At 53.2% G+C, this 21584-nt stretch carries 17 protein-coding genes; 12 read left to right on the top strand and 5 right to left on the bottom strand.

Features of this window, described 5'->3' with window-relative positions; all coding sequences use genetic code 11:
* Positions 1–38: 38 nt before the first annotated feature.
* The 4 genes from gpmI to GJQ69_RS01415 all read right to left on the bottom strand — a co-directional run bounded on the left by gpmI (position 39) and on the right by GJQ69_RS01415 (position 4344).
* Entirely contained in the window at positions 39–1553 is a 1515-nt protein-coding gene (gene gpmI / locus GJQ69_RS01400) for a 2,3-bisphosphoglycerate-independent phosphoglycerate mutase (protein ID WP_086036588.1), read from the bottom strand.
* Positions 1554–1604: 51 nt separating this feature from the next.
* The gene (gene tpiA / locus GJQ69_RS01405) at positions 1605–2375 is read right to left on the bottom strand and encodes a triose-phosphate isomerase (protein WP_174192772.1); all 771 of its coding nucleotides are present in this window, start codon (positions 2373–2375) and stop codon (positions 1605–1607) included.
* An 84-nt stretch (positions 2376–2459) separates the two neighbouring features.
* Positions 2460–3656 (bottom strand): phosphoglycerate kinase, encoded by a 1197-nt coding sequence (locus GJQ69_RS01410; protein ID WP_086036586.1) that lies wholly within the window; start codon positions 3654–3656, stop codon positions 2460–2462.
* A 187-nt stretch (positions 3657–3843) separates the two neighbouring features.
* Complete coding sequence (locus tag GJQ69_RS01415) at positions 3844–4344, bottom strand: tRNA (cytidine(34)-2'-O)-methyltransferase (RefSeq protein WP_086036585.1); 501 nt, start codon at positions 4342–4344, stop codon at positions 3844–3846.
* A 232-nt stretch (positions 4345–4576) separates the two neighbouring features.
* Here GJQ69_RS01415 and GJQ69_RS01420 point away from each other — a divergent pair, with 232 nt between their 5' ends.
* The 5 genes from GJQ69_RS01420 (at position 4577) to GJQ69_RS01440 (ending at position 10361) form a co-directional block, all read left to right on the top strand.
* A complete protein-coding gene (locus tag GJQ69_RS01420; protein WP_086036584.1) occupies positions 4577–4765 on the top strand; it encodes a hypothetical protein in 189 nt (62 codons plus the stop codon).
* 164 nt (positions 4766–4929) lie between these two features.
* Positions 4930–6483 carry an MORN repeat-containing protein gene (locus tag GJQ69_RS01425; RefSeq protein ID WP_174192775.1) on the top strand — a complete coding sequence of 518 codons (1554 nt, stop codon included), beginning with the start codon at positions 4930–4932 and terminating at the stop codon, positions 6481–6483.
* Between the two features lie 3 nt (positions 6484–6486).
* Positions 6487–7773 (top strand): ComEC/Rec2 family competence protein, encoded by a 1287-nt coding sequence (locus GJQ69_RS01430; RefSeq protein ID WP_086036582.1) that lies wholly within the window; start codon positions 6487–6489, stop codon positions 7771–7773.
* 81 nt (positions 7774–7854) lie between these two features.
* The gene (locus tag GJQ69_RS01435; protein ID WP_174192777.1) at positions 7855–8631 is read left to right on the top strand and encodes a phosphoenolpyruvate-utilizing N-terminal domain-containing protein; all 777 of its coding nucleotides are present in this window, start codon (positions 7855–7857) and stop codon (positions 8629–8631) included.
* Between the two features lie 26 nt (positions 8632–8657).
* Entirely contained in the window at positions 8658–10361 is a 1704-nt protein-coding gene (locus GJQ69_RS01440; RefSeq protein ID WP_086036580.1) for a peptide ABC transporter substrate-binding protein, read from the top strand.
* 7 nt (positions 10362–10368) lie between these two features.
* Here GJQ69_RS01440 and spoIID read toward each other — a convergent pair whose 3' ends face one another.
* Complete coding sequence (gene spoIID / locus GJQ69_RS01445; protein ID WP_236849708.1) at positions 10369–11424, bottom strand: stage II sporulation protein D; 1056 nt, start codon at positions 11422–11424, stop codon at positions 10369–10371.
* A gap of 282 nt (positions 11425–11706) precedes the next feature.
* Between spoIID and GJQ69_RS01450 the strand changes: the two genes are divergently transcribed.
* The 7 genes from GJQ69_RS01450 (at position 11707) to glgA (ending at position 21545) form a co-directional block, all read left to right on the top strand.
* Positions 11707–13086, top strand: a complete 1380-nt coding sequence (locus GJQ69_RS01450) for a citrate/2-methylcitrate synthase (RefSeq protein ID WP_476695783.1) — start codon at positions 11707–11709, stop codon at positions 13084–13086.
* A 22-nt stretch (positions 13087–13108) separates the two neighbouring features.
* Positions 13109–14125: a hypothetical protein gene (locus tag GJQ69_RS01455; protein ID WP_086036577.1), complete on the top strand. Its 1017-nt coding sequence runs from the start codon at positions 13109–13111 to the stop codon at positions 14123–14125.
* A gap of 140 nt (positions 14126–14265) precedes the next feature.
* Positions 14266–15282 carry a type I glyceraldehyde-3-phosphate dehydrogenase gene (gap, locus tag GJQ69_RS01460; protein WP_086036576.1) on the top strand — a complete coding sequence of 339 codons (1017 nt, stop codon included), beginning with the start codon at positions 14266–14268 and terminating at the stop codon, positions 15280–15282.
* Between the two features lie 325 nt (positions 15283–15607).
* Positions 15608–17572 (top strand): 1,4-alpha-glucan branching protein GlgB, encoded by a 1965-nt coding sequence (gene glgB / locus GJQ69_RS01465; protein ID WP_086036574.1) that lies wholly within the window; start codon positions 15608–15610, stop codon positions 17570–17572.
* Between the two features lie 153 nt (positions 17573–17725).
* Positions 17726–18952 carry a glucose-1-phosphate adenylyltransferase gene (locus tag GJQ69_RS01470; protein ID WP_086036573.1) on the top strand — a complete coding sequence of 409 codons (1227 nt, stop codon included), beginning with the start codon at positions 17726–17728 and terminating at the stop codon, positions 18950–18952.
* Positions 18949–20064: a glucose-1-phosphate adenylyltransferase subunit GlgD gene (gene glgD, locus GJQ69_RS01475; RefSeq protein ID WP_086036572.1), complete on the top strand. Its 1116-nt coding sequence runs from the start codon at positions 18949–18951 to the stop codon at positions 20062–20064. The genes GJQ69_RS01470 and glgD overlap by 4 nt, the downstream gene beginning before the upstream one ends.
* A 56-nt stretch (positions 20065–20120) precedes the next feature.
* On the top strand, positions 20121–21545 hold the full coding sequence (glgA, locus tag GJQ69_RS01480; RefSeq protein ID WP_086036901.1) for a glycogen synthase GlgA: 1425 nt from the start codon (positions 20121–20123) through the stop codon (positions 21543–21545).
* Positions 21546–21584: the final 39 nt, after the last annotated feature.

Here is a 21584-nt window from a genome sequence, read left to right on the forward strand (position 1 = left end):
CTGTCTTTCGCAGGCGCTTAAAAAATACATACGGAAAATCAGCGAATCAGGCTCTTGCCCGTCATTTCGGACGGCTGCTTCAGGCCCATAATCTGCAGCATGGTGGGGGCAATGTCCGCCAGATGGCCGCCCTCCCGCAGCTGGCAGGGATAGCCCACCACGCAGAACGGGACGGGATTGGTCGTGTGTGCGGTAAAGGGCTTGTCATTTTTATCGACCATTTTGTCGGCGTTGCCGTGGTCGGCTGTAATCAGTGCCACACCGCCCATGTCGGCGATGGCATCAGTTACTTTGCCAACACAGTTGTCCACTGTTTCCACAGCTTTTACTGCCGCACCGAACACGCCGGTGTGGCCAACCATGTCGCAGTTCGCAAAGTTGAGGATAATCATGTCATATTTGCCGGAATGAATGGCATCCACCAGTTTTGTGGTGACTTCCGGTGCGCTCATTTCCGGCTGCATATCATAAGTAGCAACCTTCGGTGACTTAACAAGAATGCGGTCCTCACCGGCATATGGCTGTTCCACACCGCCGTTAAAGAAGAATGTGACGTGTGCGTATTTTTCCGTTTCCGCAATGCGCAGCTGTTTCATGCCAAGGTTGGAGATATACTCACCCAGGGTGTTTGTCAGCTTTTCCGGCGGGAACGCAACGGTCACATTCGGCATTTGGGCATCATACTGCGCCATGGTGACAAAAGTGACGGGGAAGCATCCGTTCCGGCGTGCGAAGCCGTTGAATTCCGGGTCCACAAAGGCACGGGTAATCTGACGGGCACGGTCAGGACGGAAGTTTGCGAAGATGATGGAATCGTTCGGCCGGACCAGACCTTCACTGCGGACAACGGTCGGCAGGACGAATTCATCGGTTGTGTCTTTGTCATAGGAATTCTGTACGGCTTCCTCTGCGGAAGCGGCAGTTTTGCCTTCCCCAAGGACAATGACGTTGTAGGCTTTTTCCAGGCGGTCCCAGTTTTTGTCACGGTCCATGGCATAATACCGGCCGGAAACGGTGGCAATTTCGCCGACACCGATTTTTTTAAGCTCTGCCTCACATTGTTGGACAAACCCCTTGCCGGACTTCGGCGGCTCGTCACGGCCGTCCAGAAAAGCGTGCAGATAAACTTTCTGCAGGCCGGCGCGCTTGGCAAGTTCCACCAGCGCAAGGATATGCGTCAGGTGGCTGTGTACGCCGCCGGTGGACAGCAGGCCGAAAATGTGCAGGGCGCTGTTATTCTTTTTGCAGTTATCCACCGCTTTTTGGAACGCGGGATTGCTGTAGAAGCTGCCGTCGCTGATAGCTTTGCTGATACGGGTAAGCTCCTGGTATACAATGCGGCCGGCACCGATGTTGGTGTGGCCGACTTCGCTGTTGCCCATCTGGCCATCCGGCAGGCCAACGTCCAGCCCGGAGGCACCAATCTGTGTATGCGGATTTTCCGCAAACAGACGGTCAAGATTAGGCTTTTTGGCGGCGGCAATGGCGTTGCCCTCTGGGGGCGCAATGCCGAAACCATCCATAATGATTAAAATAGTAGGCTTTTTTGCCATTCTATCAATACCCCTTTAAATCAGTCAGAAAAATTTATCTTCCAGAAACGTTCAGCCTTCGCTGGCAGCTTTGACAATTGCGGCGAAATCCTGTGGCTTCAGAGAAGCGCCGCCAATCAGTCCACCGTCCACGTCTGGCTGTGCCAGCAGGTCAGCGGCATTGCCGGGCTTCATGGAACCGCCGTACTGAACAGTCAGGGCATCGGCAGCCTTCTGGTCATACAGGGAGGCAACCGTTGCGCGGATTGTGTGGCAGACTTCGTTTGCCTGTTCGCTGGTTGCGGTTTTGCCGGTGCCGATGGCCCAGATAGGCTCATAGGCGATGATGATGTGAGCAAGCTCGTCCTTTGTTACGCCGTCCAGCGCGATTTTTGTCTGCATGGCGACCAGTTCGCTGGTGACACCCTGCTCACGCTGCTGCAGGCTTTCGCCGACGCACAGGATTACGCGCAGGCCGGCGTCCAGTGCGGCGCGGATGCGCTTGTTGACGGTTTCGTTGGTTTCGCCGAAATACTGGCGGCGCTCGCTATGGCCGATAATGACATATTCCACACCCATAGAAGCAAGCATTTCTGCGGAAATTTCGCCGGTGAAGGCACCGCTTTTTTCCCAGTGGCAGTTTTCTGCGCCGACGCCGATATTGGAACCTTTGGCCGCTTCCAGAACGACAGGCAGGTCCACATAAGGTACGCAGCACACAACACCGCAGGCTGCGTCCTTGACCAGCGGCTTAATGCCGTTGATGAGTTCTTTTGCCTCTGCGGGCGTTTTGTTCATTTTCCAGTTGCCAGCGATGACCGCCTTGCGAATTGCTTTATTCATGGTTTACAGTCTCCTTTTATTAAAAATGAGCATTTTTGCAAAAAAGGCGGGGCGAAAGGCCCCGCCCAGGTTTTACCGGCAGATTCAGTCTTTATCATTCAGGCAGGCAATGCCTGGAAGGACTTTTCCTTCCAGGAACTCCAGGGAAGCACCGCCGCCGGTGGAGATATGTGTCATCTTGTCCGCAAAGCCGAGGTTTTCCACAGCGGCTGCGGAATCGCCGCCGCCAATGATGGACACGGCATTACTGTTGGCGACTGCCTGTGCAACGGCAACAGTGCCGCCGGCAAAAGCCTTCCATTCGGAAACGCCCATCGGGCCGTTCCACACAACCGTGCCGGCATCTTTAATAGCACCGGCAAACAGCTCGCGTGTCTTGGGGCCGATGTCCAGACCCATCCAGCCTTCCGGAATCTTGTCGGACGGAACGACCTTATGGTCTGCGTCAGCCGCATATTTGTCGGCAGCCACGTTGTCCACAGGAATGAGGAACTTTACATTTTTCTCTTTTGCCTTGGCCATAATATCCTTAGCAACATCAATTTTGTCCGGTTCACACTTGGAGTCACCAATACTGTAGCCCAGCGCGTTCATAAAGGTATAAGCCATGGCGCCGCCGATAATCAAGGTGTCTACCTTGTCCAGCAGGTTTGTAATAACGCCGATTTTGTCAGAAACCTTTGCGCCGCCCAAAATGGCAACGAACGGGCGCTTCGGGTCCTGCAGGGCTTTGCCCATGACAGTGATTTCTTTTTGAATCAGGAAACCGCACACAGCAGGCAGATAGCTGGCAACGCCGGCAGTGGATGCGTGCGCACGATGTGCGGTGCCAAAGGCATCGTTCACATAAACGTCCGCAAGGCTGGCCAGCTGCTTAGCAAATGCCGGGTCGTTCTGTTCCTCTTCCTTATGAAAGCGGACATTCTCCAGCAGTTCCACTTCGCCGTCTTTCAGGGAAGCAGCGATGCGCTTGGCATCCTCACCGATGACGTCCTTTGCCATCTGGACCGGCTGGCCCAGCTTCTGGGAAAGGCATTTGGCGACCGGCACCAGAGAGTATTTCATGTTGAACTCGCCTTTCGGCCGGCCCAAATGCGAACACAGAATCACCTTTGCGTGGTGTTCAATAAGGTATTTGATGGTAGGAAGCGCACCGTCAATGCGCTTTGTATCACTGATATTTCCTGCATCGTCAAACGGGACGTTAAAGTCACAGCGGACCAGGACCCGTTTGCCTGCAACGTCGATATCTTCGACGGTTTTTTTGTTCAGGTAATTCATGGGTAACACTCCTTTTATCGTATTTTGGTATCTCATGGCTTCTTTCATACTTCTTTTTTCATACAAATAAAAAATGGGATACCGAAAACATAACTATAATGTATGGCAATTATACAACACTGGCAGGTGTATTTCAAGAATTTCACAGTGGTCGTACCATTATGTGGGGACTGAGTTGCAGAAGTGCCTACCAATGCAGCCGATGCAGCTGCCCCCGACACAGAAGCTCCGGGTATTTCCACTGGCGCAGGACCTCATAGGCACCGACAGCAGCACTGTTGGAAAGGTTTAGGCTGCGGGCGTCGGGGTGGTTGAGCATGGGAATGCGTACACAGCTTTCCGGGTTGGCTTTCAGCAGTTCTTCCGGAAGGCCAGCGCTTTCCTTGCCAAAAACGAGATAGCATTTTTCGGGGTAGCGGATATCCGAATGAATCTGACGTGCTTTCGTGGAAAAATAATAAAAAGGACCTTCATTTTTTGCAAAAAAATCTTCCAAACTCTGATAATATGACACGTCCAGCAGGTGCCAGTAGTCAAGACCGGCACGTTTCAGATAGCGGTCATCTGTACGAAAACCCAGCGGCCCCACCAAATGCAGCCGAGCGCCGGTGAGGGCGCAGGTGCGGGAGATATTCCCGGTATTCTGCGGGATTTCCGGTTCGACCAGAACAATATTCAGCTGATACAAAAAAAGTGACCTCCGTTTCTTTTTACGATAAACAGATAAAAATAGAAAAAGGCGCAAAGAATAAGGCAGGATGCACTGCTTCATCATACAGCAGGCAGCACCAGTGTGCAAGCTGCCAGGGTTATACAGCCTTCACAGGATTTGTACACGATAAATGACACGAGAAAGGGGATACTGGAAGATGGGGCTTGTTATAATAGCTTCCGCAATCCTGACGGGGAGGTTGATTCGTATGTTTAAAAGCACAGCGGGCGTGTTCCGCGGCATCGGCTGGGGCATTGCACTGGGTGCCGCTGCCACATTGGTGACTGAAAAAGCACTGGCAAACAATCACCGGCTACGCCGCAAAGCGCGCCGTGCCGCCCATGCTGTAACCGGTCTAATGGATGACGTAGGACACATGGTCAGCACAAAAATGTAACTGTGTCCGCCGCCGTGAGGCAGATGTTTTTTGCCGCGCGGCGGTTTTTTATGTACATTGCACACATAGAATAGACAAAAAAGGAAAAAGACTTGCATACCAGATGTGAATTTTTTATAATAAAATAAATAAGGAAAGGACCTTTTTAGAAAGAAGGGAACATTTTGGGTGAGAGGGTATTCTATGCCATCACCAGCAGGAGCCTGCAGGAAGATGACCGCAGGCTCCTGGCACAGGTGCGCCGGACGTATTTTGAGGAGAATGGCGCATGGCAGCAGGGGCGGGTGGATTCTGATACATTCGGTATGGATGATACGGCCAGATACCGTATGACACGCCACAGCATGAAGTGGGAGCTGACCGCCGGCGGGCAGGTGCTGCAGCGAGCGGTGCCTACCGAAAACGGAGGGTATGCGATTCTTACACGTGATGAAGCCGGCGACTTGCGCGAAAAGGCAGATTTTGACCGGGACCATCGCTGGGTGCGCTCTTCCTTTTTCCACGGGAATCCCAAACGGCCGGAGTTGCTGCTTGAGCCGGAAAAGGGGGACACAATGCTGTGCCTGCGGTATGATGACCGGCTGCATAAATACCGCCGCAGCTACCTTGTTGCCTGTCTGGCAGAGCAGACGGACAGCGACCGCGTTCAGATGGACAGTGAGGCCGGTGCGCCGGACATTTTGGCGGATACCAGCGACGGTATGCTTTATTACTGTACCCCGGAGGAGCGGAATGCCCGCCAGGCCGCCGCGGACAAGCATGGTGAATCCGGTCCGTCAGAATGGAACGCCGCCCCGGAAGCCCCTATTGATTTTCAGTTTATCCGCAACGAGCATGTACTGGATGAAACCACAGCGCCACAGCTCGATTTGGAAGTGGAGAGCGAGGACGGCCCGCTCCTGTTGGAAATGGCTGATGCCGCACCGCCGGCGCTGGAGGACTGCATTATCGATACGCAGGTGCCGGACGAACCCGCGGTCATAGAAGAGGATGTTGTGCCGGTGCCAGTGGTATTTCGGCCGCCGGCACAGCCGGAACCTGCCCCGGCCGCACCGGAACCGGAGCTTGCGGACAGCCTGCGTCCGGCCAGACGGATTGTAGTGAGCAATAAGGAAATTTATTTGTATTTTGGCCCGCTGAGGGACGGCCGCCGGCAGGGACAGGGACGCACCCAAATGCAGAATGGCCATACTGCATACGAGGGTGGCTTTTCCGGGGACAAACGAGAGGGCTTCGGTACTTACTATTATAAATCCGGCCACCTGTGCTATGCGGGAAACTGGCATCAAAATCAGCGCAGCGGCCTGGGTGTCAGCTTCAGTGCGCGGGACGGTTCGCTGTTTGTAGGCAGTTGGGAAAACAATACACCGACTGGACGCGGTGCAGCCTTTAATCGGGACGGCAGTTTGTCCTATTACGGGATGTGGCTGGACGGCCTGCGGGACGGCCGCGGCATAGAATACTACGGCGGCAGTGTCCTGTACGAGGGACAGTGGCGGCAGGACTGTTATAACGGTCACGGGTGTCTGCATTTAAGCGGCGGCGGTACGCTGACAGGCACATTCCGAGATGGCTTCGCTAACGGTCCTTGTGAGGAACATGCGGCGGACGGAAAAACGGTGCGCACCGGCGTTTGGCAAAATGGGCACTTTGTCAGCGGTGTTTCTTACCGGGACGGTAAACCGGCGGAGATTGTTATAAGGGAGGACGACGTGTAAACCATGGCATGGGTGGATATACATAATGTAGGCTGCGGCGAATGCATTGTTTTGAACAGTGGGCAGAATATGTTGATGACCGACTGCGGCAGCCTCAATACCTGCCTGTCCTCCGGGCAAAATTTTAAGGAATATGTACAGCAGAGCCTGACGGAGCGTTACAGCGGCGTGCCGTACCGGGCTTTTTTGCTTTCTCATTTTCACAGGGACCACGTCTGCGGGCTGTGGGATATTTTGTCCTGCCAGCCGGACTATTTTTCGGAAATCTACTTGCCCTGTTCCCCCTGTGATGAACGCGGACTGCCGCTTTTGCTGGAATTTGCGCTGTTCGCCTATGCCTTTCTGCCGCGGCAGGGGTACTGCGGACAGGTGAGCACCAGCGCGCTGAAAGCGTTTTCCCGTGCCCTGCGCCGGACAGAACAAGGATGTGTCTATGCGCTGGGACAAGGGGACACCTTTGTCTGCGGGTCTGTTACCTATGAGTGCCTGTGGCCTCCACGGGAAAATTTTCCGTTTGATGATGACTTTGTCCGCATTGTAGAACAGCTGCATCGGGCGGTCATGGACCCGGATCAGCCGGGGGGGAACCTGCTGCAGAATTTTTTGGATGATTTTTATGAATTTTGCAATCAGTATTTGGAATTCTGCAAAGAGATTCCCGTCAGCCAAAATGCGGCGGAACGGGCGCAGATAGTGCTGGACCGTATCTCTGCACAGGTGCCGCATCTAGCCATGCTGCCTGCCGCAGAGGAAGTGTGTAATATCTTAGAAAGCCGCACGGCACGGGATTCCTACAGCCGGCAGACCAACGCGGCTTCCCTGCTTTTTCAGAACGTGCGGGAAGGAAAAGATTCGACGGACGATGTGCTTTTTACCGGTGACGCTACACCAGAAACCATGGAGGAAGTGGAACCGCTGCTGTATCGCGATTATTACCTGCTGAAGGTACCGCATCATGGTTTGCCCGGCGCACTGTCACCGGTGCTGACAGCGATTTCAGCGGAGCATATTGTCGTTTCCGGCGGTGAAGTGCCGGGCAGCGGGGCGCGTCCCGCTGTGGAATGGGCCGCTGCTCCCGGCATGAAGCACTGCACGGCACCCGTGTGTTCCTTTTTGTCGCAGGAGAGCAGCGGCTGCTGCCGCACGGCGGTGTGTCCCACTACGGGCAGGCTGGCACTGCGCTGTCCCGGAAACCGCGGCGGGGACCCGCCCTGCGGCATACGTGTGTTGGGCAGCGCCGGCAGGGGATGTATCTGTGACCTTTCGGCACGAGAGCAGCGATTTTGGTAGCGGCCACTTTTTACAAATAAACTTGTAAATTCTGCATAAAACAGTTAAAATGTGAAGTACAGCGAAAGGCAGGTGAGCAGCGTGCGCATTTTGCAGGGAACAGCCGCTTCCAGCGGCATTGCCATAGGTCCGGCCTTTGTCGCGGAAAAAATCAGTCCACACCTGGACCGGCAGCCGGTGCGGAAGCCCGTGCAGGAACTGAAACGCATGGAAACAGCCTTTGCGGCTGCCAAACAGGAGATTGAACAGATTTGTGAAAAAGCCTGCAAAGGCATCGGCGAAGAAGAATCCATGATTTTTCAGGTACACATTATGATGCTGGAAGATGAAACCTTCCGGCAGGAGATTATGGACCGCATTCTATATGACCATACCAGCGCTGAATATGCCGTATGGCGGTCCGGCCGCAAAATGTACGATATGTTTTCCCATTTGGACAGCGAATATATGCGTGCCCGTGCAGAAGATATGGCCGACATTAGCCGCCGCCTGATGCGCTGCTTGGACCAGCCAGGAGAACCGGAGCCGCCGGCGTACCTGTGCACGCCGGTTATCCTCTGTCTGTCACAGGCGGTGCCTAGTGAGATTGCTCAGACCAACCGCAGCGAAATTCTCGGCTTTATTACCCAGTACGGCAGTACCACTGCCCACAGCGCCATCCTTGCCAGAGGAATGCACAAACCGGCTGTACTGGGGTTGAACGACGCTTTCGACGAGCTTCACACCGGCGCGGAGGTGATTGTGGACGGCTGCAACGGCCGTGTCATTTTGGAACCAACGGCGCAGGTGCGCTGCCGCTATGCCAGCCTGCAGCAAACCGGCGGGCAGACGGAACAAAAGCAAAAACAGGAAACGTGAGTCCTGTTGTCTGGAGGAACTGATTCATGAATTGCAAAATATCAGCTGTTCTGCTGGTGGCCGCTTTGCTGACTGGAACACTGACCGCCTGCACAGGTGCAGGCATACAGTCTTCATCTGTGGTGTCCCGGCAGAGCGCGTCGTCAGCGGGAACAGCTTCTGCGGCGCAGGTATCCCCTGCACCGTCCAGCAGACAGTCGGCAGTCCGTATCAGCATTGGTCCAGAGCCGGAGTCCCTTGACCCAGCGCTGAGCAGTACAGAGGATACGGATGCCTACTGCGCCGCCGCTTTTGAGGGCCTGTATAAAGTGAATGCCGCAGGAAAGACTGTACTGGGTCAGGCACAAAAGGCCGTTGTTTCTGCGGACAAGAAAGTGTGGACTTTTACGCTTCGCAGCGATGCCCGCTGGTCAGACGGCACAGCGGTAAAGGCACAGGACTTTGTATATGCCTGGCGGCGAAATATTCAGCTTGCAGATGCACAGCAGAAGGAACTGTTTGCCTACCTTAAAAACGGGGAGGAGATTTTGTCCGGCAGCAATACGGATGTTTCCTCGCTGGGGGCGGAGGCACTAGATGACCAGACACTGCGTGTCACCCTGGCGTCACCGTGTGAACTCCTGCCGCAGATGCTTATGCGGCCTGTCTTTATGCCACTGCGCAGCGATATAGTTGCTTCGCACAACAGTTGGGACCACAGCCCAGATACGTTTATCTGCAACGGCCCAATGAAAATGACACAGTGGAACGTGAAAACAAATATCATCTATGCCCGCAGCAGCACCTATTATGATGTTTCACAGGTGAATGTTTCCATACTGACCTGTATGCTGTCGGAAGATGATGAGACACGACTTTCTTCCTATGACAACAACGAAACCTCTTACATTTCGTCGCTGCCGGTCAAGTATTACACCCGAATCCGTGAACGCGGCGATATGAGTACATCCGCCGCGGGAACAGAATGCCTGCAGTTTAACACAAAAGTGGACGCCCTTTCGGACGCACAGGTGCGAAAAGCCCTGTCGCTTGCCATTGACCGCGATACACTGGCGGTGGCCACTACGGGAATGCATTTTACGCCCGCCGCGGCGTTTGTGCCGACCGGTTTTGTGGATGCGGGCGGAAAAAATGACTTCCGCACCGTGGGCGGTTCCTGCTACAAAGTTTCCGCAGACGATTACAGCGCCAATGTAACCAGTGCCCGAACACTGTTGGAACAGGCAGGCTATGCGGGCGGAAAAAATTTCCCGCAGCTGACCATTACCGTACCGATTTCTTCGCTGGACAGTGCTGCTGCCAATGCCATTGCCCAGATGTGGAAAACACAGCTCGGCATTTCCTGTACGGTTTCCGTACAGCCTCGCAAAACATATCAGCAAAACTGCCGCAAGGGAAACGTACAGATGACGATCAGCCGTGTAACGCCTGCCTATGAGGACCCATCGGCGTATCTGGAAAACTTTGTTTCTGACGGCTTCGGCAGCATGACCGGCTGGAAGGATAATACGTTCCAGGCACAGATGACCAGTGCCCGCCGCAGCGCAGCCGGCAGCACACAGCGTTACAGTGCCCTGCACGCGGCGGAAAAGCGGCTGGCGGAAGAAGCTCCGGCAGTGGCCCTGTTCTATATGCCGTCCCTCAGTTTGCGGGATTCCCGACTGAACGGCATCTTTACCACACAGAGCGGTGTCACGTATTTTGTGTATGCCCGCCTCTTTACAGACTGATGTTCCTTTACAGCTTGCCGAGGGTGGAACCGGGGTAGTACCATGAAAGAATTTGCTGATAAGTGCTGCCCTGCTTTGCCATGGAAACGGCGCCGGTCTGGCTCATACCGACATCATGCCCGTAGCCCTTTACCGTGAACGTAAAGCAGCCGTTTGCGAAAGCAATGGAAAAATTCGCGGAGCGCAGATCAAATGCGGTGCGGGCGTCGGTGCCCTTTACGGATTTTCCGCCCAATGTCAGGGAGGAGACCATACCGGAAGCTGTGCGCTGTATGCTGCCCACCCAGTGGGACGCATCACCGCTCAGCGTACAGCCAAGGGTGCTGGCTGCTGCTTGAAACTGCGAAGCAGAAAGAACCTTTGTGGACAGATAACCGGATGCGTATATGTCGCCGGGACTGGCTACCGGCAGCAGACAGGGATATTCTTTCCCCCAGACCGCGGCGGCGTTTTCCGTGCAGCCGCTGCTGATGGCATAATAGGTTGCGTTGACGAGGGCGCTTCCGCTGCGCAGTACCTGCCCGTAAACGCTGTCCACCGCAGCGGACAAGTTGGCACTGTATTTGGCGCTGTCCTCTTTCCAGCGCTGCCTGCGCTGTGCTTCTGTTTCGTAGATATTCCATTTGCCGGTTTCACAGGAAAAGTCGGCGCCCTGCAGCGCGGGGTCTGGTTGTTTCTGATGCAGCTGACGCAGGCGGGAATAATAGGTATAGGCGGCTACCGTCTGTGCCTTCAGCGCTTCCTGCGGACTGTCGGGGCTCATTTCCGCCGCGACTGTGCCGCGCAGAAATTCCGGTTCCGCTACGGATAAAACTTTTCCGCTGGTTTTGTCGTAGATGCGAAAGACGCGGCTGCCTTTTTGGGTGGCCGCCGCCGAAGATACCGCTTTTTTTACCTGCGGCGCGGCAGAGGCTGGTTTTGGCTGGGAAGAAGCCGCAGCTGAGGAAGCAGACGGATGTGTCCGTTTCCTGGCGGCGGTGCTTTTTGCCTGTATGCTTAGACAGGGCAGCACCAGAAGCAGAACAAAAAACAAAATGAGCAGGGATATATTCCCTTTTTTCAATAAAATCCACTCCCTTGCATTTGGTTCGTCCGGATTTTTTGCAGAACGGCGGCAGTACATTTTACAATGTAAATACAAAAATTATGCATCATTCTTTCGCCAAAATGCGGCAGAAGGGGCACTGCTCCCTGCAAAATGCAGGAAAAAATGCATGGATATGCAGGCTTCCCCTTTGAATCGCTTGACTTTAAAGTACTGCTGCTGTAAAATTTAACTTTGAGAATATGTAAGAATATGCGGAAATACAGACACAGCATGTCTTGTAGAGGCCAAAAGAGGGGGATTACTTTGGAAAAACAGACAGACAGCAAGGGGTTCGTTTCCAAAGAGCTGCAGGATTTATGCAATGAAGTACGCAGAAGCAACCGCATTCCGTCGGAGGATTTTACCGCATACGGCGTGAAACGCGGGCTGCGCAATCCAGACGGAACCGGTGTGCTGGCGGGGCTCACCAAAATCAGCAACGTGCATGGCTATCTGATTAACGATAATATACGTGTTCCGGACCAAGGCGTGCTGACATACCGTGGCATTGACGTGTCCGAGATTGTGGAGGGCTGCCGTAAGGCAGACCGTTTCGGCTATGAGGAGGTTGTGTGGCTGCTGCTGTTTGGTCAGCTGCCTGCCCAGGCACAGCTGAATAAACTGCATCAGGTGCTCGGCTATTACCGGGAACTGCCGGAAAATTTTGCGGAGGACATGATTTTAAAAGCGCCGTCCCGCAATATTATGAATAAGCTGGCGCGTTCCGTGCTGGCACTTTATTCCTATGACGACAATCCAGACGACTCGTCGCTGGAAAATAACATTCGGCAGTCCCTGCAGCTGATTGCGCAGCTGCCTGCCATTATGACCTACGCCTATCAGGTGAAGCGCCGCCGCTTTGACAAACAGAGTATGTTCTTCCACCCGGTGGACCCCACCCAGTCGGTTGCGGAGTCTATTTTGGATGCGATTCGGCCGGACCGAAAGTTTACCCATGATGAAGCGCATCTGCTGGACCTTTGCATGATGCTGCACGCGGAGCACAGCGGCGGCAACAACTCCACCTTTGCAGTGCGTGTGCTGTCCTCGTCCGGCACAGATATTTACTCGGCCATTGCCGCGGGCATTGGCTCCTTGAAAGGCCCCAAGCACGGCGGCGCAAACCACCGTGTCATGATGATGATGAACGACCTGATGGAACATGTGGACGACTGGGGCAGCGAGCGCCAGGTGTATGATTATCTTGTAAAAATCGTAAATAAAGAAGTTGGGGACCATTCCGGTCTGATTTATGGAATGGGGCACGCTGTATACACCTTGTCTGACCCGCGTGCGGTCATGCTGAAGCGGGAAGCGGAAAAGCTGGCGCCGCAGCACGAGGGAATGCAGGCGAAGTTTGAACTGTTTGAGCTGGTGGAAAAGCTGGCACCGAAAGTTTTTGAAGAGGTGCACGGTGACACTAAGACCATCAGCGCGAATGTGGACTTTTACTCCGGGCTGGTCTATGAGATGCTGAATATCCCGCCGGACCTGTATACGCCGTTGTTTGCGGTGTCCCGTATGCCGGGCTGGTGTGCGCACCGCATAGAAGAGATTGAAACCGCCCGCCGCATTATGCGTCCGGCGTATCTGTCCCTGTCGCGGCGCAGGCCATATGTCCCCATTGAGGAACGATAAGCGATAGGAGTGTTCTTGTTTCATGAAACGAAAACTGCCGTGGGCTGCTTTTATTGTGACGATGGGTGCTGCCCTTGGGCTGCGCCTGTGCCAGTCCTCCATAGGGGAAACGTGGGGGACGGTCAGCATGGTGCTGTGTGCCGTGCTGCTGGGCGGCGGCGCCGTCTGCTTCTTTTCGGCGCTTTCGGAAAAGACTTTTGTCCGTTTTCCGGCGCACAGCACGCTGTTGGGAGTTATCTGTTTGGCGGCGGGCGCGCTGCTGGCGGGTGTATCCGTTGTCTTTCAGGCGTTGAACCGCACTGCAAAATTTGCATACGGCACGGGTGTGTGTACGCTGCTTGCCGTTTTTGCCGGACTGGTTCTGTTCCTGCAGGGCAGCCTGTTCCTTGCGGGCGGTCAAAATTTTTTCCATAGGCACCCGTTGCTGGCGCTTCTGCCCAGCCTATGGTGCTGTGGCGAGCTGGTACTGCAGTTCTGTGTCAATGCGGAATCGGCGATTAATATGGAAAATATTCTGCATACGGTATCTCTCATTTTCCTGCTTTTCACGCTGGAGTCTATGGCACAGATGGTGTCCGGCGTGCGGCGCGTTGCCTGCGGACGGCTGTATGCATTTGGGTTGCCGGCAGTGCTGGCAACGGCGGTATCGGTTCCCTCGCAGGCTGGGATGGCGTCGTTCCCGCCGGGGCTCGTGTGGGTGCTGCTGGTACTGGCGGTATTTACACTGATTTCACTGTTGACGCTGCGGCCAATGTCCCTGGAAGAACTGAATGAGGCGGAAGAAACGGATGAGGAAAAACCGGAGATTCGTCCGGTCATCCGCAAAAGCGGCCACATCGTTTTGCCGAAGAACCGCCGCCCAGCCCGCCGCCCTGTGGTGGCCTCTCGTGAAGACCCGCGCCCTATGCTGCAGGAAGAACTGGACGCCCGGCTGGAACGCACGCTGATGCAGTATCTTGCGCAGCGCTACCGCCCGCAGTGCTATTTTTACCCCGCCCACGAAAAGGAAGAACCTTTTCAGGAATCTCAGGAAGAGTAAAGCATAAAAGAGGGCCCCTGCGGCCGGAAGTTTTGGCAGATTATCATAAAAATTCGTTTTATAGGTTACAGACACTTGTAAAACCGGCAGAAATGCTATAAAATAAATACCAGATTAAAAAAATCAGGAGGTACAGTCCAATGATTAAAATCGGTATTAATGGCTTTGGACGGATTGGCCGTCTTGTCTTCCGCGCAGCGGTTGCACAGCCGGACGTGTTCGAGGTCGTAGGCATCAATGACCCATTTATGGCACCGGATTACATGGTATACAACGTAAAGTATGATACCATGCACGGCCGTTTCAACGGTGACATTTCCTTTACGGAGAATGCTCTGGTCGTCAACGGCAGAAAAGTTGCCGTCTTCGCTGAAAAGGACCCGGCGGATATTCCGTGGGGCAAGATCGGCGCAGAGTACGTTGTTGAATCCACCGGTGTTTTTGCAACTACCGAAAAGGCTTCCGCTCATTTGAAGGCTGGCGCAAAGAAAGTTGTTATCTCCGCTCCTGCAAAGGATAAAGAGACCCCGACTTTCGTCTGCGGTGTTAACCTCGACACCTATACCTCTGACATGAACGTTGTTTCCAACGCTTCCTGCACCACCAACTGCCTGGCTCCGCTGACAAAGGTTATCAACGACAAGTTTGGCATTGTTGAAGGCCTGATGACCACCGTGCATTCCACCACTGCTACCCAGAAGACCGTTGATGGTCCTTCTAAGAAAGACTGGCGCGGCGGCCGTGCGGCTTCCGGCAACATCATTCCTTCTTCCACCGGTGCTGCAAAGGCCTGCGCTCTGGTTATTCCGGAAGTCAAGGGCAAACTGACCGGCATGTCCATGCGTGTACCTACACTGGACGGTTCCGTGGTTGACCTGACCTGCAGCCTGAAGACTCCTACCACTTACGAGGATATCTGCAAGACTGTTAAGGCAGCTGCAGAGGGCCCGATGAAGGGTATCCTGGCTTACACAGAGGACCCGATTGTTTCCTCTGATATTCTGGGCGACCCGCACACCTCCATTTTCGATGCGAATGCCGGCATCATGCTGAACGATCATTTTGTTAAGCTGATTGCATGGTACGACAACGAATGGGGCTACAGCAACAAGGTCCTTATGCTTATCCAGCACATGAATGAAGTAGACCACAAGTAATTTTTGCCTGTGGCTCTCTGCTCTGCATTGCAAAGTGCAGGCAAGCGCCTTCTCCGGCCCGCCGGGGAGGGCGCTTTTTTCATATGCCTTTGTCAGTGTGTGCGAAGCCGACGGCTTTTTTAGCCCAGTGCGTTTATACTAAAAAGGGTATGGGTTTCCTGCGGCGGATACATAAGATGTTTTATAATATAATGAACAAAAAACATGGGTATAGTTCGGACATTTTCTGCAATATTTTCAAAAAAGTCTTGAAATTTTGCCGCTTTGTGATATGATTACAATATAAAAACCGGATAAATTCCCATTTACAGAGGAGCTGTTTGATATGCAAAAAAGCGATTCGCAGAACGACAACCTGCCGCTCTATCTGTTCCATCAGGGTACAAACGTGGAAGCGTTCCGGTACCTAGGAGTCCACTGTATGGAGGACGAGGGCCGGGTACAGACAACTTTTCGTGTATGGGCACCAAATGCGCAAAGCGTTTCCGTTATTGGCGACTTTAACAGCTGGGACGAAACCAAAACGCCCATGGAGAAAATTGGTACAGGCGTGTGGGAAGCTAGCGTGCCGTTTGGTCTGGAAGAGTATGGGCGATACCAGTACTGTGTGACCTGCGCGGACAGGCATCAAGTGCACAAAAGTGACCCTTATGCCTATTTCTTTGACACGCGTCCCGGTACGGCCAGCCGCTATTACGACATAGAGGGCTATCAATGGCACGACACCAGCTGGCAGCACCACAAAGAACAGGAACCGCACTATGAGAATCCGGTTAATATTTATGAGGTGCATTTGGGTTCCTGGCGGCGTTATCCGGACGGCAATGTCTTCAATTATGACAAGCTGGCGGAGGAACTGGTTCCTTATGTAAAAGAAATGGGGTACACCCATATTGAAATTATGCCCGTCACTGAGTATCCATTTGATGGCTCATGGGGGTATCAGGTAATCGGCTACTTCGCGCCGACCTCCCGCTATGGTACGCCGAAACAGTTCATGCATTTTATAGATGTTTGCCATAAGGCGGGCATCGGCGTGATTATGGATTGGGTGCCGGCCCATTTTCCAAAGGATGAGTGCGGGCTGGCCAAGTTTGACGGGACGCCCTGTTATGAATATGCGGACCCGCGCAAAGGGGAGCACATGGACTGGGGCACCCTGGTCTTTGATTACGGCCGCCCGGAAGTGATTAGTTTTCTCATTTCCAGTGCCGTTTTCTGGTTGGAAAAGTACCACATTGACGGCATTCGGGTGGACGCGGTAGCTTCTATGCTGTACCTCGACTACAGCCGCCAGCCCGGCCAGTGGATACCCAATAAGGACGGCGGCCGCGAGAATTTGGAGGCGATTGCCTTCCTGCAGAAACTGAACGAAGCGGTCTTTGCCCGTTTTCCCACCGTGATGATGATTGCAGAGGAGTCCACCAGCTGGCCAATGGTGAGCAAACCTACTTACATGGGTGGGCTTGGCTTTAACTATAAGTGGAATATGGGCTGGATGAACGACATGATGCACTATATGTCGCTGGACCCGCTGGGGCGAAAATATAACCAGAAAGACATCACATTTTCATTTTTCTATTCTTTTGCGGAAAATTTCGTCCTGCCGATTTCCCACGATGAGGTGGTGCACGGCAAGTGTTCCCTGATGAACAAAATGCCTGGTACAGCTACGCAGAAGTTTGCGGGTGTCCGTGCTTTTATGGGGTACATGATGGCGCATCCCGGCAAAAAGCTGCTGTTTATGGGTACAGAACTGGGACAGTTTATTGAGTGGAACTATAAGCAGGAATTGGATTGGCTGCTGTTGCAGTACCCGCAGCATGAGGCGCAGCACCGTTTCTTCCAGGAACTGAATCATTTTTACCTGAAGAATGCCCCGCTGTGGCAGGTAGACTTCGATTGGTCCGGTTTCTCGTGGATTAGCAACGATGACTGTGACCAAAGTGTCATTGCCTTCCGCCGTTTTGACAAAAAGAAGGACGAGATTATCATTGTCTGCAATTTTGTGCCGGTGGAGCGTACTTCCTACCGCATTGGTGCACCGTATGACGGTGTTTATGAGGAAGTTTTTTCCACGGACTGGAGCCGCTTCGGCGGCAGCGGCATAGAGAATGGAAGCCATATTGTCAGTGATAAAACATATCCTATACATGGCATGGAGCAGTCCATTGAACTGCACTTGCCGCCGCTTTCTACTATTTACCTAAAACGAAAGAAAGGAAGAGGGCTTCCGGCAAAGAAGAACCCGTCCGCTGAAACCGTGCGGGAAAAAACGCCGGAGCCGTAAAACAGTCAGTAAAAGCACCGGTGGGCCCAAAAACTACCGGAGCCGTAAAATAGAAAGTGCGGGCTGAAGAAGACCCGAAAGAAAGAGGCTGACAGCCTCCGCGGACTGCAGCAGCTTGCTGAAAATCAGTGTATTGTTTAAGGAGGAATAACCATGTTGCCAAAACAAGATGTTGTGGCTATGATTCTGGCGGGCGGCCAGGGCAGTCGGCTTGGCGTGCTGACCAAAAAACTTGCAAAACCGGCAGTTCCCTTCGGGGGGAAATACCGTATCATAGACTTTCCGCTTTCTAACTGTGTGAATTCCGGCATTGAAACGGTTGGCGTTTTAACACAGTATCAGCCGTTGGAGCTGAACGAATACATCGGTTCCGGACAGCCGTGGGACTTGGACAGCATGACGGCCGGTGTGCGGGTGCTGCCGCCGTATCAGCGCAGCCGTAAATCGGACTGGTACAAGGGCACCGCAAACGCCATTTATCAGAATATCCCGTATATTGAGCGCTACAGTCCGGAATATGTGGTTATCCTTTCCGGTGACCATATTTATAAAATGGACTACTCCAAGATGCTGGCCTACCATCGGGAGAAAAACGCGGACTGCACCATCGCCGAAATTGAGGTGCCTATGGATGAAGCGCCCCGCTTTGGTATTTTAAATACCAATGAAGATGAATCTATTTATGAGTTCGACGAGAAGCCGAAACACCCCAAGAGCAATAAGGCCAGTATGGGCATTTATGTCTTTACATGGAAAAAGTTGAAAAAGTATCTGGAGCAGGACGAGGCAAACCCGAAGAGCAGCAACGATTTTGGGCATGATGTTCTGCCAGCAATGCTGAAGGCCGGCGAGCGGATGTTTGCCTATCACTTTGAGGGTTACTGGAAGGATGTCGGTACGATTGAAAGCCTGTGGGAGTCCAACATGGACCTTTTGGACCCCAATGTGCCGCTGGACCTTTCCGATGATTCCTGGAAGATTTATTCCCGCAACCCAGTCATGCCGCCGCACTATATTTCCAAAGAAGCTAAGGTGCAGAACTCGCTGGTGGCAGAGGGCGCAAATGTGTACGGCGAAATTGATTTTGCCGTTCTGTTCTCCGGTGTTTACATTGCACCGGGCGCGGTGGTGCGTGATTCTATTATCATGCCTGGTACGCGCGTGGAGGAGGGTGCCGTGGTGCAGTACGCTATTGTAGCGGAAAACTCAGTTATCGGCAAAGGCGCCATGGTTGGACAGCGTCCGGAAGATATGAAAAATAAAGACGAATGGGGCGTTGCTGTGGTTGGCAGCGATTGTGTCATCCAGCCGGGTGCGGTGGTACCGCCGAAAGCAATGGTAGATGCGGAAACACTGGCAGAGGAGGCGCAGAAGAAATGAGTGCAAATAAAGTACTTGGCATTATTTTCTCCAATATTTATGACGAGAAGATTCGGGAGCTGACCGAAACGCGCACCATGGCCAGCGTGCCCTTCGGTGGGCGATACCGTTTGATTGACTTTGTCCTTTCCAATATGGTGAACGCCGGCATTAACAAGGTCGGTGTGATTACTAAAAACAACTATCAGTCCCTAATGGACCATTTAGGCTCCGGCAAACCATGGGACCTTTCCCGTAAGCGGGAGGGACTGTTTATTCTGCCGCCGTTTTCCAACGGCAACTCGGAATACAACACGCGTATTGAGTCGTTGGCGTCTGTGAATCGCTTTTTCCAGCACTCCAATGAGGACTATGTGTTCCTTTCGGACAGCAATTATGTCTGCAATATCGATTGCAAGAAAATGCTGGAGTCCCACATCCAGACCGGCGCCGATGTGACGGTTGCCTACCGTTTCGGCCGTATTCCGGAAAAGTATGCGGACACTGTCAGCTATGAGATTGACCCCGACGGTCGTGTACGGGACGCGCTGGTAAAACCAAATATCGACGGTGCCTGCAACTATGGTCTGCCCATGATGATTATCAGCAAAAAACTGCTGCTGAAGCTGGTTTCGGACTGTGTCAGCCGCAACCAGTACGATTTTGAGCGCGACCTTATCCAGCGGAATATCCCAAATTATCACTTTAATGGCTATGAATTCCCCGGATTTTTCCGCTCAATTTGCTCCATGAATGACTATTTTGAAAGCAATATGGCATTGATGCAGCCAAAAGTGCGCGGTGAGCTGTTCACGCCGGAGCGTCCCATTTACACCAAAGTACGTGACGACCCGCCGGCCCGCTATGGCCTTGGCAGCCATGTTTCCAACAGCCTGGTTGCGGACGGCTGCGAAATAGAGGGCGATATCGAAAATTGTGTGCTGTTCCGTGGTGTACATATCGGTAAAAATTCCAAAGTCAGCAACTGCGTCATTATGCAGGACAGCCAGATTGGACAGAATTGCCGGCTGGACTATGTGATTACAGATAAAGACGTTGTCATTAAAAATGAGCGTTCTATGATGGGATTTCAGTCCTATCCGGTGTTCATCAACAAGGGCAGCATTGTCTGACCGCGGGGCAGAGCTGGAGGCCAGCAGACATAACTTAGAAAGGGATGATTCTCAAGATGAAGATTTTATATTGCACCAGTGAAGCACGCCCGTTTGCCGCAACCGGTGGCTTGGCGGATGTGGCAGGCTCTCTGCCGCAGGCACTGCGTCAGCGGCTGATTGGCTGCCGCGTGGTTATGCCGCTGTATGAAGATATTCCGCAGGAGCTGCGCGATGATATGAAATTTGTCACCAGCCTGTCTGTACCAGTTGCATGGCGGCGGCAGTACTGCGGCGTCTTTGAGGCCCGCTCCGGGGGTGTCATTTACTACCTGATTGATAACCAATATTACTTCAAGCGCAAGGGCCTGTACGGTCATTACGATGATGCGGAGCGGTTTGCGTTCCTGTCCCGTGCCGCACTGGAAATGCTGCCGTACATCGATTTTAAGCCGGACGTGATTCACTGCAACGATTGGCAAACCGCCATGGTGCCGGTGTACTACAGCCTGTTCTATGCAAACAACGACTGGTACCGCGGCATTAAAACAGCCATTACTATTCATAATATTCAGTATCAGGGCAAGTACGGCAGGGAACTGGTGCAGGATGTACTGGGCGTACCGGAAAGCGATTTCCCGATTCTGGAATACGACAAATGTGTGAATATGCTGAAAGGCGCCATTGAAACGGCCAACCGTGTTACAACTGTCAGCCCTACCTATGCACAGGAGATTTTGGACCCGTGGTATTCCTATGGCTTGGACGGCATCCTGAAACAGCGGCAGTGGAAGCTTTCCGGTATCCTCAACGGCATTGACACAGTTGTCTATAACCCGGCGACGGACCCGGATATTTACAGCCATTACTCGGAAGATGACATTTCCGGCAAGGCGGAAAACAAGCGTGCCCTGCAGGAACGCCTCGGCCTTGCACAGGAACCGAATACACCGCTGATAGGCATGGTTACCCGTTTGGTTGCGCATAAGGGACTGGACCTTGTGAAAGAGGATTTGGACCATTTGCTGCAGAATACAAATATGCAGTTTATCATTCTTGGCAGCGGCGAGTGGGAATATGAGCAATTCTTCCAGCAGATGCAGAAGAAATATCCCGGAAGGGTATGTGCTTGCCATGGCTTCGTACCGGAGCTGTCCCACAAGATTTATGCCGGTGCAGATATGTTCCTGATGCCAAGTAAAAGCGAGCCGTGCGGCCTGTCACAGATGATTGCGCTGCGCTATGGCACTATTCCGATTGTGCGGGAAACCGGCGGCCTGAAGGATTCTATTCAGGACAGCGGTGACGGAAAGGGCAACGGCTTCACGTTCCACGACTATGACAGCGGCGATATGGATAATGCCGTTCACCGCGCATTGAGCGGTTACAGCGACCAGGATGGTTGGAAGGTTCTGGTGCAACGTGCTATGAACTGCGATATGAGCTGGGGCAAGTCCGCCAATGAGTACATCCGTCTGTACCGCAATATGATGAAAGAATAATTCCTCCTTTTCTACAAATAAAACAGGGCAGCTGCACGG

Origin of the sequence: Caproicibacterium lactatifermentans (assembly GCF_013315815.1) — a bacterium.
In the GTDB taxonomy this organism is placed as follows: domain Bacteria; phylum Bacillota; class Clostridia; order Oscillospirales; family Acutalibacteraceae; genus Caproicibacterium; species Caproicibacterium lactatifermentans.

Coding starts and splice junctions, on each gene's coding strand:
- gpmI (WP_086036588.1), bottom strand. CDS start 1,553: ATGGCAAAAAAGCCTACTATTTTAATCATTATGGATGGTTTCGGCATT.
- glgD (WP_086036572.1), top strand. CDS start 18,949: ATGAGTGCAAATAAAGTACTTGGCATTATTTTCTCCAATATTTATGAC.
- gap (WP_086036576.1), top strand. CDS start 14,266: ATGATTAAAATCGGTATTAATGGCTTTGGACGGATTGGCCGTCTTGTC.
- glgA (WP_086036901.1), top strand. CDS start 20,121: ATGAAGATTTTATATTGCACCAGTGAAGCACGCCCGTTTGCCGCAACC.
- glgB (WP_086036574.1), top strand. CDS start 15,608: ATGCAAAAAAGCGATTCGCAGAACGACAACCTGCCGCTCTATCTGTTC.
- GJQ69_RS01470 (WP_086036573.1), top strand. CDS start 17,726: ATGTTGCCAAAACAAGATGTTGTGGCTATGATTCTGGCGGGCGGCCAG.
- GJQ69_RS01420 (WP_086036584.1), top strand. CDS start 4,577: ATGTTTAAAAGCACAGCGGGCGTGTTCCGCGGCATCGGCTGGGGCATT.
- GJQ69_RS01410 (WP_086036586.1), bottom strand. CDS start 3,656: ATGAATTACCTGAACAAAAAAACCGTCGAAGATATCGACGTTGCAGGC.
- GJQ69_RS01430 (WP_086036582.1), top strand. CDS start 6,487: ATGGCATGGGTGGATATACATAATGTAGGCTGCGGCGAATGCATTGTT.
- GJQ69_RS01455 (WP_086036577.1), top strand. CDS start 13,109: ATGAAACGAAAACTGCCGTGGGCTGCTTTTATTGTGACGATGGGTGCT.
- GJQ69_RS01440 (WP_086036580.1), top strand. CDS start 8,658: ATGAATTGCAAAATATCAGCTGTTCTGCTGGTGGCCGCTTTGCTGACT.
- tpiA (WP_174192772.1), bottom strand. CDS start 2,375: ATGAATAAAGCAATTCGCAAGGCGGTCATCGCTGGCAACTGGAAAATG.